Annotated in this window: 18 protein-coding genes, 1 tRNA gene and 1 pseudogene; 11 read left to right on the top strand and 9 right to left on the bottom strand. The window is 68.7% G+C overall.

Going from position 1 to position 15502, the window contains the following annotated elements:
- Positions 1 to 136 precede the first annotated feature (136 nt).
- The 3 genes from ACFWF2_RS15020 to ACFWF2_RS15010 form a co-directional block, all read right to left on the bottom strand.
- A complete protein-coding gene (locus ACFWF2_RS15020) occupies positions 137 to 1282 on the bottom strand; it encodes an acyl-CoA dehydrogenase family protein (protein ID WP_379308022.1) in 1146 nt (381 codons plus the stop codon).
- Positions 1283 to 1299: 17 nt separating this feature from the next.
- On the bottom strand, positions 1300 to 1905 hold the full coding sequence (locus ACFWF2_RS15015) for a QsdR family transcriptional regulator (protein WP_379308021.1): 606 nt from the start codon (positions 1903 to 1905) through the stop codon (positions 1300 to 1302).
- Positions 1906 to 2018: 113 nt separating this feature from the next.
- Positions 2019 to 2091, bottom strand: a tRNA-Glu gene (locus tag ACFWF2_RS15010).
- Between the two features lie 299 nt (positions 2092 to 2390).
- Between ACFWF2_RS15010 and ACFWF2_RS15005 the strand changes: the two genes are divergently transcribed.
- Entirely contained in the window at positions 2391 to 2582 is a 192-nt protein-coding gene (locus ACFWF2_RS15005) for a hypothetical protein (protein ID WP_379308020.1), read from the top strand.
- Here ACFWF2_RS15005 and ACFWF2_RS15000 read toward each other — a convergent pair.
- On the bottom strand, positions 2572 to 3573 hold the full coding sequence (locus tag ACFWF2_RS15000) for an AraC family transcriptional regulator ligand-binding domain-containing protein (RefSeq protein ID WP_379308019.1): 1002 nt from the start codon (positions 3571 to 3573) through the stop codon (positions 2572 to 2574). The two genes, ACFWF2_RS15005 and ACFWF2_RS15000, sit on opposite strands and share 11 nt — an antisense overlap.
- A gap of 176 nt (positions 3574 to 3749) precedes the next feature.
- On the opposite strand from ACFWF2_RS15000, the gene ACFWF2_RS14995 reads away from it, so the two are divergent.
- Both ACFWF2_RS14995 and ACFWF2_RS14990 read left to right on the top strand, forming a co-directional pair.
- Positions 3750 to 4706 (top strand): DNA polymerase domain-containing protein, encoded by a 957-nt coding sequence (locus tag ACFWF2_RS14995; protein ID WP_379308018.1) that lies wholly within the window; start codon positions 3750 to 3752, stop codon positions 4704 to 4706.
- 69 nt (positions 4707 to 4775) lie between these two features.
- Entirely contained in the window at positions 4776 to 5141 is a 366-nt protein-coding gene (locus ACFWF2_RS14990; protein ID WP_379308017.1) for a hypothetical protein, read from the top strand.
- Between the two features lie 56 nt (positions 5142 to 5197).
- Here ACFWF2_RS14990 and ACFWF2_RS14985 read toward each other — a convergent pair whose 3' ends face one another.
- Positions 5198 to 5758, bottom strand: a complete 561-nt coding sequence (locus ACFWF2_RS14985; RefSeq protein ID WP_379308016.1) for a heme-binding protein — start codon at positions 5756 to 5758, stop codon at positions 5198 to 5200.
- A gap of 216 nt (positions 5759 to 5974) precedes the next feature.
- Here ACFWF2_RS14985 and ACFWF2_RS14980 point away from each other — a divergent pair, with 216 nt between their 5' ends.
- Entirely contained in the window at positions 5975 to 7144 is a 1170-nt protein-coding gene (locus ACFWF2_RS14980; RefSeq protein ID WP_379308015.1) for a sensor histidine kinase, read from the top strand.
- 15 nt (positions 7145 to 7159) lie between these two features.
- Here the strand turns inward: ACFWF2_RS14980 and ACFWF2_RS14975 are convergent, their stop codons facing one another.
- Entirely contained in the window at positions 7160 to 7711 is a 552-nt protein-coding gene (locus ACFWF2_RS14975; RefSeq protein WP_379308014.1) for a hypothetical protein, read from the bottom strand.
- A gap of 82 nt (positions 7712 to 7793) precedes the next feature.
- Here ACFWF2_RS14975 and ACFWF2_RS14970 point away from each other — a divergent pair, with 82 nt between their 5' ends.
- Together ACFWF2_RS14970 and ACFWF2_RS14965 are read left to right on the top strand one after the other, a co-directional pair.
- The gene (locus ACFWF2_RS14970; protein WP_379308013.1) at positions 7794 to 8426 is read left to right on the top strand and encodes a response regulator; all 633 of its coding nucleotides are present in this window, start codon (positions 7794 to 7796) and stop codon (positions 8424 to 8426) included.
- Between the two features lie 80 nt (positions 8427 to 8506).
- Complete coding sequence (locus tag ACFWF2_RS14965) at positions 8507 to 8740, top strand: anti-sigma factor family protein (protein WP_379308012.1); 234 nt, start codon at positions 8507 to 8509, stop codon at positions 8738 to 8740.
- Positions 8741 to 8742: 2 nt separating this feature from the next.
- On the opposite strand, the gene ACFWF2_RS14960 is transcribed toward ACFWF2_RS14965, so the two are convergent.
- Positions 8743 to 9243: a DM13 domain-containing protein gene (locus ACFWF2_RS14960; protein ID WP_379308011.1), complete on the bottom strand. Its 501-nt coding sequence runs from the start codon at positions 9241 to 9243 to the stop codon at positions 8743 to 8745.
- Positions 9244 to 9357: 114 nt separating this feature from the next.
- Here ACFWF2_RS14960 and ACFWF2_RS14955 point away from each other — a divergent pair, with 114 nt between their 5' ends.
- The 3 genes and pseudogenes from ACFWF2_RS14955 to ACFWF2_RS14945 form a co-directional block, all read left to right on the top strand.
- Complete coding sequence (locus ACFWF2_RS14955; protein ID WP_379308010.1) at positions 9358 to 10008, top strand: RNA polymerase sigma factor; 651 nt, start codon at positions 9358 to 9360, stop codon at positions 10006 to 10008.
- Positions 10009 to 10100: 92 nt separating this feature from the next.
- Positions 10101 to 10805: a flavodoxin family protein gene (locus ACFWF2_RS14950; protein WP_379308009.1), complete on the top strand. Its 705-nt coding sequence runs from the start codon at positions 10101 to 10103 to the stop codon at positions 10803 to 10805.
- Between the two features lie 366 nt (positions 10806 to 11171).
- Positions 11172 to 11498: pseudogene (locus tag ACFWF2_RS14945) on the top strand (transglycosylase family protein); the annotation flags it as partial.
- Positions 11499 to 11589: 91 nt separating this feature from the next.
- Here ACFWF2_RS14945 and ACFWF2_RS14940 read toward each other — a convergent pair.
- A complete protein-coding gene (locus ACFWF2_RS14940) occupies positions 11590 to 12090 on the bottom strand; it encodes a DoxX family protein (protein WP_379308008.1) in 501 nt (166 codons plus the stop codon).
- Positions 12091 to 12195: 105 nt separating this feature from the next.
- Positions 12196 to 13443, bottom strand: a complete 1248-nt coding sequence (locus ACFWF2_RS14935) for a PucR family transcriptional regulator (protein WP_379308007.1) — start codon at positions 13441 to 13443, stop codon at positions 12196 to 12198.
- Positions 13444 to 13635: 192 nt separating this feature from the next.
- Here ACFWF2_RS14935 and ACFWF2_RS14930 point away from each other — a divergent pair, with 192 nt between their 5' ends.
- Together ACFWF2_RS14930 and ACFWF2_RS14925 are read left to right on the top strand one after the other, a co-directional pair.
- Positions 13636 to 14796 carry an esterase/lipase family protein gene (locus tag ACFWF2_RS14930; RefSeq protein ID WP_379308006.1) on the top strand — a complete coding sequence of 387 codons (1161 nt, stop codon included), beginning with the start codon at positions 13636 to 13638 and terminating at the stop codon, positions 14794 to 14796.
- Positions 14793 to 15485, top strand: a complete 693-nt coding sequence (locus tag ACFWF2_RS14925; RefSeq protein ID WP_379308005.1) for a lipase family protein — start codon at positions 14793 to 14795, stop codon at positions 15483 to 15485. Before ACFWF2_RS14930 ends, ACFWF2_RS14925 begins: the two co-directional genes overlap by 4 nt.
- Positions 15486 to 15502: the final 17 nt, after the last annotated feature.

Here is a 15502-nt window from a genome sequence, read left to right as displayed (position 1 = left end):
ACCCCCCCCGGGCGCCCGGGCGCGCGGGGTGTTCTGCGGGGGCCCCCGACGCACTACCTCATGGCGCCGACCCCCGAGGGCCCTGCGTGGTCACGCTCCGCTACCGCCTCCGGGCCCGCCGGGATCGGCGGCGTCCCTACAGGCCGAGATCGCGGCCGATGAGCTCCTTCATGATCTCGTTGGAGCCCGCCCAGATCTTGGTGACCCTGGCGTCCATCCAGGCCCGCGCGACCCGGTACTCGCGCATGTAGCCGTAGCCGCCGTGCAGCTGCACACACGCGTCGAGCACGTCGTTCTGGATCTGCGCCGACCACCACTTGGCCTTCGCGGCGTCGACCGCGGACAGCGTGCCCTCGGCATGGGCGGTGACACCCTGATCGACGAACGCCTGCGTCACTTCGATCTTGGTGACCAGCTCGGCGAAGAGGAACTTGTTGTACTGGAAGCTGCCGATCTGCTGCCCGAACGCCTTGCGCTCCTTGGCGTAGGCGAGGGTCTCGTCCAGAATCGCCGCGGCGTGCGCGATATTGGAGATCGCGGCGCCGATGCGCTCCTGCGGCAGCCGTTCCATCATCGCGATGAAGCCGCGGTCGACCTCGCCGATCCGGTTGGCGTCGGGGACCCGGACATTGTCGAAGAACAGTTCGGCGGTGTCGGATTCGGGCTGGCCGACCTTGTCGAGCTTGCGGCCGCGGGTGAAACCGTCCATGCCGTTCTCCACCGCGAACAGCGTGATGCCCTTGGCCTTCTTCTCCGGGCTGGTGCGGGCGGCGACGATCACCAGGTCGGCGTTGAAACCGTTGGTGATGAAGGTCTTCGAGCCGTTGATGATCCAGTCGTCACCGTCGCGGACCGCGGTGGTCTTGAGCGCGGCCAGGTCGGAGCCGCCCGACGGCTCGGTCATGCCGATGGCGGTGATGATCTCGCCGGTGCAGAACTTGGGCAGCCAGCGCCGCTTCTGCTCGTCGGTGGTCAGTTCCACCAGGTAGGGCGCGCACACGTCGTAGTGGATGCCGAACGAGGACGACAGCGCCGCACCGGCTTTGGCGAGTTCCTCGCCGAGCACCGCGTTGAACCGGTAGTCGCCGGCGTCGCTGCCGCCGAACTCCTCCGGCACACCGAGGCCGAGGTAGCCGAGTTCGCCTGCGGCCAGCCAGGTCTCGCGGTCGATCGCGCGCTCGTCGGCGAAGCGTTCGGCGTTGGGCTCGATCGAGCGCTTGACGAATTCGGCGACCGAGGCGCGGAAGGCCTCGTGGTCCTCGGTGTAGATGGTGCGCTGCATGGGTTTCCTTTCGTGTCCTACTGTTCGGGCCGTTCGCCCAGCAGAACCAGCGACGCCTGGATGACCTTGGCCGCGTCGGGTTCCTCTCCGCTGATGACATCGGCGTAGATGAAGGTCTCGGTGATCCGCGCCAGCAGCAGCGCCAGTTCCGGCACCGGCAGCGGCGGATCGAGCGCGCCCGCCGAGATCTCCTCGGTGAGCAGGTCGGCGATGAACGCGACGAAGCGCCGCTGCACCGAGCCTGCCCTGGTGGTGAGCAGGCGCAGCGCGCGTTCGGGTTCGCGGCGCAGGAATGGGCGGAAGGCGTCGGAGGTGTTGACGGCCTGGGCGAAATCGCCGAGGACCGTGGCGATCCGGCGCGCGCCGTGTCCGGCCGCGGCGGCGGCGGCGCGGCGCAGGGTCGGTTCGGCGACCGACCAGATCACCTCGGCCAGCAGCTCGTCGCGGCCGCCGACCCAGCGGAACAGGGTGGCCCGGTTGACGCCGAGCTCGTCGGCGAGTTCCTTCATCTCCAGCCTGCGGCCCGCCAGGAATCCGGATCGCGCTGCCTTGAACGCGGTGATCACGTCGGGGCGGGCGGCGATGTCCGCCAGGCGCTGTCCCAGTGTCGTCTGCTCGGTCACGTCACCTCCTGGTGCAACATCTCCCTCAGTGTATGGAGGATGCAACATCTGTCAATATGTCGCACGGAGGGCACAAAAAAACTCCCCGGTCGCGATGACCGGGGAGTTCGTTGTAGCCCCGACGGGATTTGAACCCGCGCTACCGCCTTGAGAGGGCGGCGTCCTAGGCCGCTAGACGACGGGGCCAGAACAACAGTTCACCTTCGTGAACCGCGCGGAACATACGATAGCCGACGACCGGGCAATCGACCAAAACGGCTGGTGACCGCCTTTTCCTCGTCGCTACGCCAGGACATGGCGGCGCGAACCCGCCAGGCGGTGTTCGAGGTGGCGGGCCGGTTCGTCGTCGGGGCATCGTGCACACCGCCAGGCGATGAGGTTGGCGCGTTCGGCGTGAGGTTGGCGCATTCTGTCCTTGTCGCAGCCCCGATGGAATTCGAGACTTACGGTTCGTGTGGTCAGTCTGCGAACGAGGGGAGCATGCGGTGTCTGTGACGAGGGAGAGTGCCACCGCCTTTGTGATTTCCGCGCTGGAGGCGAAGGGAACCGCAACCCGCGACGACTTCGACGTAGCCGGGATCGTCGCTGCGTTCCGGGACATCACCGAGGGGTGGGACTTCCACTTGATGGAGAAGGAAACCTTCTGGCGGATCGCCTCGACCTATCTCAGGACGTGAGACTCCGCGCCGGATGGGAACCCGCCGACCAGCGCCGGGCCGCCCGGCGCAACGAGCCGGCATCGGAGTAGCCGAGGAGTTCGGCCTGCCTGGGGCCGCTGAGCGACTCCGCGGACACCGCTCGTGACAACCGGGCGCTGCGAGCCCGATCCAGTTCGGCCCGCCAGGTCGTGCCCGACTCGGTCAGTCGTCGCTGCAGGGTCCGGGGGCTGACGGTGAGGATCCGGGCGACACTGTTCAGGGAGACCTCCCCGGCCTCGATGGCCTTGTCCACTGCGACGGCCACCCGTTCGGGCCAGGCCTCGGCGAGGGTCGGCGGGGGTGGCAGCGCGGCGGCCAGTGGCCGCAGGACTGCGGCCAGTACCGGATCGGCGGTGGTCAGGGGCAGATCCAGATCTGCGGCACGGAAAGTCATCGAGTCGGTAGGGGCCTCGAATTCCAGCGTGGCGGAACCGAATACGTCGCGGAAGCCGTCGACATCCGGGGGAGCGGCCTGGCGCAGCGAGACACGCACCGGGTTCAAGGGATCCTCGACGACCCGGCGGGCGCGGCTCAGCACGGCCGACAGTCCCCACAGTTGGGTGTGATCCCTTCCACGGCCGTCGCCATCGAGCATCTCGAGATAGAGGGTGGACTCGTTCTCGGTCTCGGCGACCAGGTCGAACCGGTGATTGGTGGTGACCGCGGTGATGTGGGGCCCGCAGGTGGCCAGCCCGGCACCCAGCGTCGGCGCGGAGGCGAACAGGTAGTCGTACAGGCCAAGGCTGGACAGCTCGTAGCGACGGGCGACCTGCAGGGCGACGTCAGGGCCGAGGCGATGTTCGCCGATCTCCCACAGCCGGGAGAATGTCGTGCTGGGCAGGTGCACGTCGTCACCGGTCATCGACCAATCCGGGACACCCGCGTCCCGAATCAGCCGCGCACGATCCAGCCCGGCAGCATCGAGCTGGGAGATGACGAAACGGTGCAGCAAACTCTGATCGGTAGCCATGACGTCTCCTCGTGGCAGCATGGGCGATCCGCGGACCGGTCGCGGCGACGCTACGCAGTGTTCGAAGTCGGGTCCATCATTGCGCAGACCGGATTACGGCGAAAGCACGACGTTGATTCGCGCGACGACGTCAGCCGGTGGTTGACCTGCCCGGGTAGCCGGGGGAGGGTGGGGCGATGACCGGCAAAGAGGTGCGGGGTGGGGTCGAGATGTCGAATCTCGATCAGGCGTTGTTCGACGGAGCCGAGGCGACCAAGCGGGATCTGGTCGACTATCTCGAGTTCGCGGTGGAGCGGCTGGTGCGGGTGTTGCGGGATCGGCCGTTGTCGGTGGTGCGGGTGCGGCCGGGGCAGGAGCCGTTCATGCAGAAGAATCTGCCCAAGTACACGCCGGAGTGGGTGCCGCGGGTGACGGTGTGGGCGGAGAGTTCGCATCGGGAGGTCACCTACGCGCTGGGTAATGACGAGCGGACGCTGTTGTGGTTCGGCAATCAGCGTGCGGTGGAGTACCACCCGACGTTGCTGCCGGTCGATCACAGTGCGGGGCCGACGCATCTGGTACTCGATCTCGATCCGTCACCGGGGCAGACATTTCGTGATGCCGCGGCAGGCGCCCACCTGATCCGGGCCGCGCTCGTCGCCGACGGGCTCGACGGTGCGGTGAAGACCAGTGGGGCCAAGGGTTTACACGTGTTCGTGCCGGTGGAGCCGGGGATCGCGATCGAGGACGCGGCGGCGGCGACCCGGGCGATCGCGGCGCGGGCCGAACGGATCGATCCGTCCGTCGGTACGACCGCGTTCATCAAGGAAGACCGCCACGGCAAGGTCTTCCTCGATTCCACCCGGGCGGGCGGTGCCACCGTCATCGCGGCCTACAGCCCGCGCATCCGGCCGGGCGTCCCGGTGTCGTTTCCGTTGCGCTGGAACGATATCGACGATGTCACCCCGGCCGATTTCACGCTGCGTAGCGTGCCGAACCTGCTCGGTGACACCGACCCATGGGCTACGGAAATGCCTGCACCGCACAAGCTTCCGGCCGACCTGGTCGCCGAGGGGCACACCATTCCGATTGCCAGGGTGCAGGCCATGCACGAGGGGAAGCGCCGGGCTCGGGCGCGGCGTGCCACCGAATAGGGTGTGCCTGCCGCCCGCGGTGCGGTGGCGGAGTCGGCACGCTATATCTGTGTCATGGATTTGTCTCAGTTGAGTACGGCGATCGAAGCTGCTGTCGCCGTTCATCTCAACGAACTCGGCCGAGCGCGTGGGTTGCTGCCGTTGAATTGGTTCGTCGCGCCGTCGGTGACGAGCGACGACGACAGGGAGGCGGTGCTGTCGGTCGAAGGGCAGGCCGGTAGCCACCTTCCGCAGCATCCGGGTCGGGTGGTCGATCAATGGGCCGGTGTCCTCGGGCTGCGCCCGGTGTATCCACCGACACCCGGGGTGCACGCGGTGGCGGGGATCCTCGAACCGCAGCCCGGTGACTACCGATTCGAGATCCGGATCTGGGGTGTCATGGACCCTGCCGCGCTGCATGCGCAACGGGATTGGGGACGCTGGCAGGGGCAGTGAACAGACGCCGACGGCCCGATGACCGCCGGGAGGTCATCGGGCCGTTCGCGTGGTGACTACTTGGCGAGGGAGGCGACGCCTGCCTGGGCGAACTTCTCGTCCAGGTCGCCGCTGGGGGCGCCCGCCACGCCGATGCCCGCGATCGGGGCGCCGTTGGCCTTGACGGGGGCGCCGCCGCCGAGGAACAGGGTGCCGTCGATGTCGGCCAGGTGCGGGGCGGACTCGAGGCGCTTGGTCAGCTCGGTGGTCGGGGCGTTCCACGAGACGGCGGTGAAGGCCTTCTGCTGGGCGGCGTCGTAGGACTGCGGGCCCGCGCCGTCGCCGCGCAGGGTGACGATGACATTGCCGTTGCGGTCGACGACCGCGACGCTGACCCGCTGGTTCTCCTTGGCGGCCGCGTCGAGGGCGGTCTGCGCGGCCTTGGTGGCCGCGGCGATCGACAGGTGGGTGCTCTGGGTCAGGTTGGCGTCGGCGGCATTGGCCACAACGGGGGTGCGGGTGGCCGGGTCCTGGTCCTGTGCCTGGACGGTCACGACGCCGACCACACCGGCAGCGACGACACCGGCGGTGGCCCCGGCGATGATGAGGCGGTTGCGGGTGCTGGACTTGGCGGTCATGGCTGCTCCTGTAGGGATCTCGGCCTGCCGGCGGTCTGCCGTGGCCTGTTGATACCCATCCTGTTCGCCCGGCGCGTCCGGCGAATCGACGAAGTGGCTGTACTTCCCCGGCCGGATCGGGGGACACCGGGGTCAACCGATCGGTTGACCCGTGGCAGCCGGTCAGCGGGGGAGAATGGGGGAGTTTGCCCAGCGGGACGTGGACGGGAGGTACCGATGAGGAGCACGCTCGGCGACCAGAGCGACGATACGCGGCTGCTCGCTGTCATCGTCTACAGCACGTTCTACGTACTGCTCGCCGCGTCGCTCATGCGCTGGCTGATCCGGCACAGCGAGACCCGCTCGACGCCGCTGGTCGTCGCCCTCGCACTGCTGCTCGCGGTGCTGTACGCGATGAGCGAGCTGCGGCACTCGCGTCGGGTGGTGTGGTTCGCGCTGCTGGTGGCGACCTGGTCGGTGCTGGTGGTGCTGGCGCCCAGTTTCGCCTGGTGCGCGGTGCCGTTGGTGTACACCGGACTGCGGATTCTGTCGGTGCGGGTCGCGGTGACGCTGGTCGTCGTGCTCACCGCGCTCGTGGTGTTCAGTCAGGTGCGCATAGCCGGGTGGCTGGATCCGAATCTGGTGCTCGCCCCGCCCGCGGTCGCCGCGGTGACGACGGTGCTGTTCGTCGGCATGCGCCGCCAGACCGAGCAGCAGGCCGCGCTCATCGACGACCTCGTGCGCACCAGGCAGGAACTGGCCGAGACCGAACGTCGCGAAGGCACGCTCGCCGAACGCGAACGCCTCGCCATGGAAATCCACGACACTCTCGCCCAGGGGTTGTCGAGCCAGCGCATGCTGTTGCAGGCCGCCGACCTGGTGTGGGACTCCGATCCCGCGCTGGCCCGCACCCATCTGCGCTCGGCCGCCGAGATCGCCGAACGTGATCTGACCGAGGCCCGGCGGTTCGTCCACGACCTCGCCCCCGCCGACCTCGCGGCGGGCGGTTCCCTCGCCGCGGCGCTGACCGCGCTCGCGGAACGCGAGACCTCCGACACGCTGACGGTGCGCTGTCATCTGGAAGGCACCCCGGGACCGCTGCCGCAGCGGGTCGAGGCGACCTTGCTCCGCGTGGCCCAGGGCGCGCTCGCCAATGTCCGCGAGCACGCGCGGGCATCGGCCGCGATCATCACGCTGACCAGCCTCGAGGATCAGATCGTCCTCGATGTGGCCGATGACGGCCGCGGCTTCGATCCCGATGACCTGGACGATCCGGCCGAGCATCGCGGACACGGGCTGCCCGCGATCCGGGCGAGAGTGCGCCAGCTCGGCGGGACCTGCGCGATCGAATCGGCGCCGGGGGACGGGACCGTACTGTCGGTCGCCATTCCGCTGGTCGTGGGCTGAACCTTCCCGCGCCGACTACGCCGCTGCCGGCACCCAGTACCGGTGGGGGCGGGGAGCCGGTAGCGACAGCCGTGCCGTGCTCGGGCGCATCCTCGGCGGTGCCGACGCAGGCGGAGCGGCGATCGTGCGCACCTCGGCGAAGACGAGCGTGCGCAGGACGAGGAACCGTCCGATCCCGGCGATCCCCGACGCCGACAGATACACGACCTGCTCGGTGATGGCCCCGGGCGCCGCCTGCACGGCGAACAGGACGAACATCGCGGCACTGGTCACCGCGTAGGCGGCCGCCGCCGATCCGGCCGACTGCAGATGCTCGCGCCACCCCGGCAGCGCGCGCCCGCCGAAGGTGATCAGCGCGTGCAGCACCGTGCCGAGGACCGTCGACGCGACCGTGACGACGGCGTTCGCGACCGCCCACGGCATGACCCCGGCCAGCTGCGCCACCGCAACGCTCGACGCGAGCCCGAGACCACCGCCGCAGACCACGAACCGCGCGAACGCCGCGATCGGGCCGGGTGCGCTGTCCGCTCGCTGCTCGCCCCGCTCGTTTCGCACGTTGTTCGTCATGTCGAACACTGTACGACTACCGCACACTGTGCGCAATGAGGAACGCTGTGCTGGAGGGGAGCTCGCGCTAGCATCGGCACTTGTGAATCCCGCCGTACGCCTGTTGATCTGCGACGATCACGCGGTGGTCCGCGCCGGACTGCACGCGCTGCTGTCGAGCGCGCCCGATATCGAGGTGATCGGGGAGGCGGCCGACGGCCCGGCGGCGGTCGCGCTCGCGGCGAGCCTGCGTCCGGATGTGGTGCTGATGGATCTGCAGCTGGGTAGTGAGATGGACGGCGTCGAGGCGACCCGGCGGATCACCGCGCAGCCCGCGCCCACCCCGCATGTCCTGGTCCTCACCACCTACGACACCGACGCCGACATCACCCGCGCCATCGAAGCCGGCGCCACCGGCTATCTGCTCAAGGCCGAGCGGCCCGAGGAACTGTTCGCCGCCATCCACGCCGCCGCGAGCGGGCAGACCGCGCTGTCCGCGCCGGTCGCCGCCAAGGTGATGGCCAAGATGCGCAATCCAGGGCCCACCCTCACCGCCCGCGAACGCGACATCCTCGGCCAGCTCGCCCAGGGTCTCGGCAATCGCGAGATCGCCCGCGCGCTGCACATCAGCGAGGCCACGGTGAAGACGCATCTGGGCCGGATCTACGACAAGCTCGGCGTCGACACCCGCGCCGCGGCGGTCGCGGTCGCGACGGAGAAGCGACTGCTCGCCTGACTGCGCTGTAACGCTGCGGGCCGAACAGGCTCTGAACGATGCGGCGAATATGCTGAGCCGAGAGACCGAGAGGAGCCGGCATGGACTGCGACGAATTCGTCGAGTTGGTCACCCGCTTCCTCGACGGCGTGCTCGATTCGGACACCGAGCTGCGCTTCCTCGCCCATATCGCCGAGTGCGACGGCTGCGAGGTCTACCTCGACCAGATCAGCCGCACCACCCGTGACCTCGGCCGTCTCGAGCCCGAGCACCTGTCCGGCGAGGCGCGCACCAGCCTGCTCGCGGCCTTCCGCGACTGGCACCGCCCCGCCTGAACTCAGGCCGGAGTCAGTGTGGCCGCCCCGAACGACACGTGGAAGCGGGCACACCAGATACTCACCGACGCGAGCGTCGACAGATCCGTACCCGCGGGCAGTTCGTAGTTCTGATTGCCCTCGTTGCCCTTCAGCGCGCCCAGATCGACGTGCGTGCCGTCGTCGAAGTTGTGCCAGTCGTCGGCGATCACCGGCTGGTCGGTGAGCCAGACGCGCAGCGCGGGACCGTCGGAGGTGCGCAGATCGGTGATTCGCAGCACGAGGGTGCCCTCCGGCGTGCGCTGCAGTTGTACCGAGCCACTCGTGTCGTGCTCGTGCGAGCGGAACTCGCCGGTCGCGATCACCGACAGCGGCGTACCGACTGCGGAGACGGGCGCCTCGTCGACGGTGGTCGTCGTGAACAGTCGCCACGGCTGGAACAGATACAGTCCGGCCGCGAGAGCGGCCACGAGCCCCACCGCCAGCACACTCAGAACGGTCCGGCGGGTACGACGCTGTGCCATCGTGTTCTCCTTCTCTCCCATGTGCCTTCCGTTCCCGCACCCATCCGCGCGTTACACGGTCACCCGGCGGTACTGTGCTGCCAGCGACGCGAGCTGTGACGGCGAGGAGACCCAGTGCGACACGACGGCGCCCTGCCCGCGGACGACGTGCTCGTCGCGGAGCTGCGCGCCGGAGTCGACGCGACGTTCGCCCTGGTCGTCGATGCCTGGTCCGGTTCGATGCTGCGCCTGGCACGCTCGTTCGTCTCCACCGACGCCTCCGCCGAGGAGGTCGTGCAGGAGGCGTGGCTGGCGGTGGTGCAGGGTATCGACCGGTTCGAGGGCCGTTCCTCGCTCAAGACGTGGGTGTACCGGATCCTGGTGAACACCGCCAAGAAGCGGGGGATCAAGGAGTATCGCACCCTCCCGTTCGCCACCCTGCTGCCCGAGGATGAGGGGCCGACCGTCGATCCCGGCCGCTTCCGTCCGCCCGGCGACCGCTATCCGGGCCACTGGGCGATCGGGCAGAAGCCGCAGCCCTGGTCCGAGCCCGAGGACGCCGCCGAGCGTGCCGAGCTGACCCAGCAGCTCGTTGCCGCGGTTGCCGACCTGCCCGAACGCCACCGCACGGTGCTGACCCTGCGCGATATCGAGGGTTACTCCGCCGACGAGGTCTGCGAACTGCTCGACATCTCCGCAGGCAACCAGCGGGTCATCCTGCACCGCGCCAGGGCGACGGTGCGCGCCCGCCTCGAGCGGTACTTCGAGCGGACCGGCCACCGCTGAGCCCAACTGTGTTCGCGCCGCGCCCTCGGGCGTGACATCGCGGACGTAACGTCACGCTCGTCGCGTCATCCATTCGAGGAGGCCGAACGACCATGGCGACCTATGACGACCTGTCGGCCCTGTTCATCAACTGCACGCTCAAGCGCTCGCCCGAACCGAGCAATACGCAGGGCCTCATCGACGTCAGCGCGCACATCATGGCCGAGAACGGCGTCGCCGTCTCGCACGTCCGCGCGGTCGACCACGACATCGCCACCGGCGTCTGGCCCGACATGACCGAGCACGGCTGGGCCACCGACGACTGGCCCGCGCTGCAGGAACAGGTGATGGCCGCCGACATCCTGGTGATCGCGGGGCCGATCTGGCTCGGTGACAACAGCTCGGTCACCAAGCGGGTGATCGAACGCCTCTACGGCAACTCGCACCTGCTCAACGCGGCCGGTCAATACGCCTATTACGGCAAGGTCGGTGGCTGCGTGATCACCGGCAACGAGGACGGGCTCAAGCACTGCGCGATGAACATCCTCTACAGCCTCCAGCATCTGGGCTACACCATTCCGCCGCAGGCCGACGCGGGCTGGATCGGCGAGGCGGGGCCAGGTCCGTCCTATCTCGAGCCGGGGTCGGGCGGCCCGGAGAACGACTTCACCAACCGCAACACCACCTTCATGACCTGGAATCTCCTGCATATGGCCAGGATGTTGCGCGATGCGAACGGCATCCCCGCGCACGGCAACCAGCGCTCGGCATGGGACGCGGGCTGCCGATTCGGCTTCGAGAACCCCGACTACCGCTGACCCCCCACGGGCCATCGATGCCCGAATTGCCGGGAACGAAACGTGACCCGGACCTCTATAACCGTGTGATCCCGGCCACATTGCGGTCGTATAACGACAGTAATGTGATTACGGATTTGTCACGGACGACCTGCGGGGAACACTGTTCCTTTGGGCAAAGGCTGCTACAGATGCACTCGTGATCGGGGCGTGATCTCAGCTCGCATTCCGGCTACATTCGGTCACGGCTTGAACAACAACCCGAGCCGAATCGAATCGCAGAACACCGGAAAGCCTGCCCCGCGATTCGAGGATCCCCGACATTCCTGAGGGGCAGGGACGCGGTAGTTTCCATCACCGAGCCGGTGGGCGCAGGCAGGAATTCTTATGTCTTTCAATCGCAAGTTCACCACTCGTGCCCTTGGTTTCGCCGCTGTCGCCGGCGCGATGATCGCCGTTCCGGCCGGTCTGACCACCGCTACCGCCTCGGCGAACAACTGGGACGCCGTGGCGCAGTGCGAGAGCACGGGCAACTGGAACATCAACACCGGTAACGGCTACTACGGCGGCCTGCAGTTCTCGCAGAGCACCTGGGAGGCCTACGGTGGCGCCGGCACTGCCGACAACGCCAGCCGCGAGGAGCAGATCCGCGTCGCCGAGAACGTGCTGGCCGCGCAGGGTCCCGGCGCCTGGCCGGTGTGCAGCGCCTACCTGTAAAGCGCGCTGTAGTTAGACTTTCCTTGTCGGGAAACGGAATACCCGCTATTCGATGCACACGTCGAATAGCGGGTTTTTTCGTTGTTTCTCAATTTCGGATGAGCAGCACGATTCCCGCCGTGATCAGTGCGAGCGCAATAGCCGCCAAGCCGTAGCTGAGTTTGTAGTTGCGCAGCCCGGGGACGAACCGGTCGAGGGCGAAACCGCCCGCACCGGTGAGAGCCAGGCTGGTCGCGGCCACCGCCAGGATCACCTCGTACTCGACACCTTGGGGCGAGAAGAAGCCGCCCCATTTCACCGCGATCGCGTTGAGCATCGTGCCCAGGATCGCCGCCGCGGCCAGCGGGGTCAGCAGGCCGAGTATCAGGCCGATGCCTCCGAGGGTCTCGCACAGCCCGGCCACGACGGCGAAGGTGTCGGCCATCGGATAGCCCTTCGCGGCGAAGAACTTCTCGGTACCGGACAGGCCACTGCCGTCGAACCAGCCGAACAGTTTCTGGGTGCCGTGCGCGGCCATGGTCGCGCCGACGCCGAGACGCAGGACCAGCAGTCCCGCATCCGTGGGTGTGGTCGTTGTTGTCGTCGTCATGGCGAATCCTTTCCGTTGCCGGTGCGCAGGTAGGCGGGCCGCCGATCCAGTGTAGAGAGCGAAAGTCACAGGTCAGGGCGCGGCGAGGTCGCCGACGGCTGACGGTCAGGCCTGCTGATCCTCGCCGGGTCGCTGCGCCGAGTCGAGCCGGTGCACGGTGAGCGCGGCGGCCAGCATCCGGGAATCCGTGGGATCGGCCGGGTCGAGGCCGGTGAGATCGGCGATCCGGCGCAGCCGGTAGGTGAAGGTGTTGGGGTGCACGTGAATACGCCGTGAGGCCGTCTTGCGGTCGGCGCCGTGGCGCAGGTGCGCTTCCAATGCCTCGACCAGGTGCGGACTGCCGAGCAGCGGAATCACCCGTTGCGCCAGGCGTTCGCGCGCCGGGCCGGGCCGGGTGAGCTGGTACTCCAGCAGCAGGTCGTCGAGGCGGTAGCAGCCGCCCGGTCTGCCGCGCAGCCGCGCCAGCTCGGTGAGTTCGGTCGCGTCCTTCGCCGCGGCCGGGATGCCGTCGCGGCTGACACCGGAGAACTCGGCCAGATACACCGGCACCCCGAACTGCTCGGCCAGCCGCGCGGCGAGGTTGTCGAAGCGCTGCGCGTCGAGGGCACCGGTCTCTGAGCTGTTGCTCAGCAACGCGATGCCGTTGGCGCCGTCGAAGGTGGCCGGAGTCGTGGTGCCGGTGAGTTCGTCGAGCGCGCGCTGGAGCACCCGGATCCGGCGCCGCGTCACCAGGTTGGCCGCGCTGCCGGTGCGCGCGGGCTCGCTGAGGCGGATCGCGAGCACCGTGTACTGGTCGGCGAGAACGGTGTCGGCGCGCGCGGCGAGCTCTTCGGCGGGCAGGCCGCGCACCAGCGCCGAACACAGTTCCCGCCTGGCCTCGCGTTCGGCGTGGTAGATCGACTGCTCGACCTCGGTGTAGGTCTCGACCACGGTTATGTTGATATGGCGCAGCAGGTCGAGCAGCCTGCTGCCGACCAGGATCAGATCCTCCATCTCCGTCGGCTCGGCCAGCGCCGACGCCTCGGCCAGCACCGATTGCGCCGATCCGTGGATCGCGCCGATCAGCATCGGCAGCGGCAGCCGGTCCTCGGCGTGCCGCTCGGCGACGGGCGCGACGAACGTGGCCACCTCGGCCTGGGTGAACTCTCGCTCGGCGGCGATCGCCTCGAGCACGGCCCGTCCGCACGCATAGATGGTCGGCAGGACTTCGGCGGTGAAATGACCGGGAGGCAGCTCGGCGGGCGCGGTGGCGCCGAGGCCTTCGGCGAGCATGCGCTCGGCGATCTGGGGCCAGCGCGTCAGGAGGCGAGCGGTCAAAGCGGGTGGTGCGGAAACGGGGTGTTCGGCGAGCATGCCTCGATTGTGTCCGAGAACAGGGCGCGAGGGGGCAGTCCCATCGAAAACGCACAGAACTTGGTTCCAGCGCTAAGCTCCCGCGCGTTTTCTCGGTGCACCGTGCAGTGACAGCGATGTGGCGCGGGTCATAGATTCGCAGAGCGCGTCCGAGCCACCGTCGGCCGGCGCGGTTCGACGGAAGTGACCTCAATGTTTGCAACGACGCATTCCCTGCGCCGCACCCTGTGCGGACTCGGCATCGCCGCGGGCCTGACCGCGGCCTCGGTTCTGGGGGGCGGCCCGGCCGCCGCGGAACCCGCGCTGGAACCGACCATCGCCTCGATGGCCGACTACCTGAACGCCACCATGACCACGGCCACCGACGGCCGTCGCCCCACCGCCATCGCCGACACCGGCAGCGCCTCGGGCAGCAGCTCGGGTTCGTCGGGCAGCGTTTCCTCCGACGCGGTCGGCGAGGGCCCCGAGATGTCGGCCTACCTGCCCGCCTTCGCCTACGGATTGCTGCACCCCGACGCCGCGCCGCCCGGCGCCAACCGCTGGGATTGCAAGCCGACCGCGCAGCATCCGCGCCCGGTCGTGCTGCTGCACGGCACCTGGCTCAACGCCTACGACACCTTCTCCTACCTTTCGCCGCGCCTGGCGAAGGCCGGGTACTGCGTGTTCACCCTGAACTTCGGCAAGTCCGCGCTGCTCGAGGGCGGCGGACTCGGCGCCGTGCTGCCGGGCCGCTACGGCGTCGGCCCGATGGCCGACTCCTCGCGCCAGGTCGCCGCGTTCATCGAGCGCGTGCGCGCGGCCACCGGGTCCGACCAGGTCGACATCGTCGGCCACTCCCAGGGCGGCACCATCGCCAATCACTACCTGAAGTTCGAGGGCGGCGAGGGCAAGGTCGGCAAGCTGGTCAGCCTCGGCGCCACCCACCACGGCACCGCGCTGCTCGGCCTCGCGACCCTCGGTCGCATGATCAACAACGCGGGCATCGACATCCTCGGCTTCTACCGGCCGATCGTCGGCGTCGCCAATATCGAGCAGGCCGTCGGCTCGTCGTTCTACACCACCCTCAACGCCACTGGTGACACAGTGCCCGGCGTCGACTACACCGTGGTCGCTTCCCGCTACGACGAGGTGATGAATCCCATCGACCTCGCCTTCCTGCGGGCCGGGCCGGACGCGACCGTGGCGAACATCGCCCTGCAGGACGGCTGTGAGCAGGACGTTTCCGACCACCTGACCATGATGTATTCGCCGCGCGCCACCTCGATCGCGCTGCGTGCCCTCGATCCGGAAGGCAGTCCTACCTTGGCTTGTACATTCAACCCCTGGTTCTTCGGTGGCGGCGGCAGCCTATGACCGTCAATGCCCCGGCGCTGACGGTCTGGAGCACCGCGCCGCTGCTACCGCCCGACGACCCGTTCTACGTCGCGCCGCCGGACATCGAGTCGCTCGCGCCGGGGACGGTGGTGCGGACGCGCGCGGTGGATGTGGCCCTGTTCGGGCTGGTGCGGCAGCGCATCGCGGCCTGGCAGCTGCTGTACCGCACCTGCGATCTCGACGGCGAGCCGGAGCTGGCGGTCACCACGGTGCTGCTGCCATGGGGCGCCGACCCGGCACATCCGCGTCCGCTGGTGTCCTTCCAGTGCGCCATCGATGCCGTTGCGCCCCAATGCTTTCCGTCCTACGCCCTGCGGCTCGGCGCGAAGACCACCGGGTCCATCGCGCCGCTCGAGCTGCCGATCATCGCCATGGCCTTGCGGCAGGGCTGGGCGGTATCGGTGCCCGATCACGAAGGTCTGGGCGGGCGGTTCGGCGCGGCGCGCGAGCCCGGGTACCGGGCGCTGGACGGGATCAGGGCCGCGCTCGGCTTCGCCCCGCTCGGCCTCACCCCGACGACTCAGGTCGCCCTGTGGGGATATTCGGGCGGCGGTCTGGCGACTGTGGTGCCAGTCCCTGCGCCGGTCCCCAACCTTGGCGTGCTGGCGTGCAACCTTGGCGCGGGCCTTCGCCCGGTTCTTCGAACCCTTCTCCTTGCGCGAAAGTGATCGCTGCATCCTCCCGC

Origin of the sequence: Nocardia sp. NPDC060259, assembly GCF_042728775.1 — a bacterium.
In the GTDB taxonomy this organism is placed as follows: domain Bacteria; phylum Actinomycetota; class Actinomycetes; order Mycobacteriales; family Mycobacteriaceae; genus Nocardia.
This window is presented reverse-complemented; position numbering and strand designations above follow the sequence as displayed.

Bases quoted from the DNA above. Each gene is read 5' to 3' on its own strand.
- ACFWF2_RS15020 (WP_379308022.1), bottom strand. From the start codon at position 1,282: ATGCAGCGCACCATCTACACCGAGGACCACGAGGCCTTCCGCGCCTCG.
- ACFWF2_RS15000 (WP_379308019.1), bottom strand. From the start codon at position 3,573: ATGGCTACCGATCAGAGTTTGCTGCACCGTTTCGTCATCTCCCAGCTC.
- ACFWF2_RS14995 (WP_379308018.1), top strand. From the start codon at position 3,750: ATGACCGGCAAAGAGGTGCGGGGTGGGGTCGAGATGTCGAATCTCGAT.
- ACFWF2_RS14985 (WP_379308016.1), bottom strand. From the start codon at position 5,758: ATGACCGCCAAGTCCAGCACCCGCAACCGCCTCATCATCGCCGGGGCC.
- ACFWF2_RS14980 (WP_379308015.1), top strand. From the start codon at position 5,975: ATGAGGAGCACGCTCGGCGACCAGAGCGACGATACGCGGCTGCTCGCT.
- ACFWF2_RS14975 (WP_379308014.1), bottom strand. From the start codon at position 7,711: ATGACGAACAACGTGCGAAACGAGCGGGGCGAGCAGCGAGCGGACAGC.
- ACFWF2_RS14965 (WP_379308012.1), top strand. From the start codon at position 8,507: ATGGACTGCGACGAATTCGTCGAGTTGGTCACCCGCTTCCTCGACGGC.
- ACFWF2_RS14960 (WP_379308011.1), bottom strand. From the start codon at position 9,243: ATGGCACAGCGTCGTACCCGCCGGACCGTTCTGAGTGTGCTGGCGGTG.
- ACFWF2_RS14950 (WP_379308009.1), top strand. From the start codon at position 10,101: ATGGCGACCTATGACGACCTGTCGGCCCTGTTCATCAACTGCACGCTC.
- ACFWF2_RS14940 (WP_379308008.1), bottom strand. From the start codon at position 12,090: ATGACGACGACAACAACGACCACACCCACGGATGCGGGACTGCTGGTC.
- ACFWF2_RS14935 (WP_379308007.1), bottom strand. From the start codon at position 13,443: ATGCTCGCCGAACACCCCGTTTCCGCACCACCCGCTTTGACCGCTCGC.
- ACFWF2_RS14930 (WP_379308006.1), top strand. From the start codon at position 13,636: ATGTTTGCAACGACGCATTCCCTGCGCCGCACCCTGTGCGGACTCGGC.
- ACFWF2_RS14925 (WP_379308005.1), top strand. From the start codon at position 14,793: ATGACCGTCAATGCCCCGGCGCTGACGGTCTGGAGCACCGCGCCGCTG.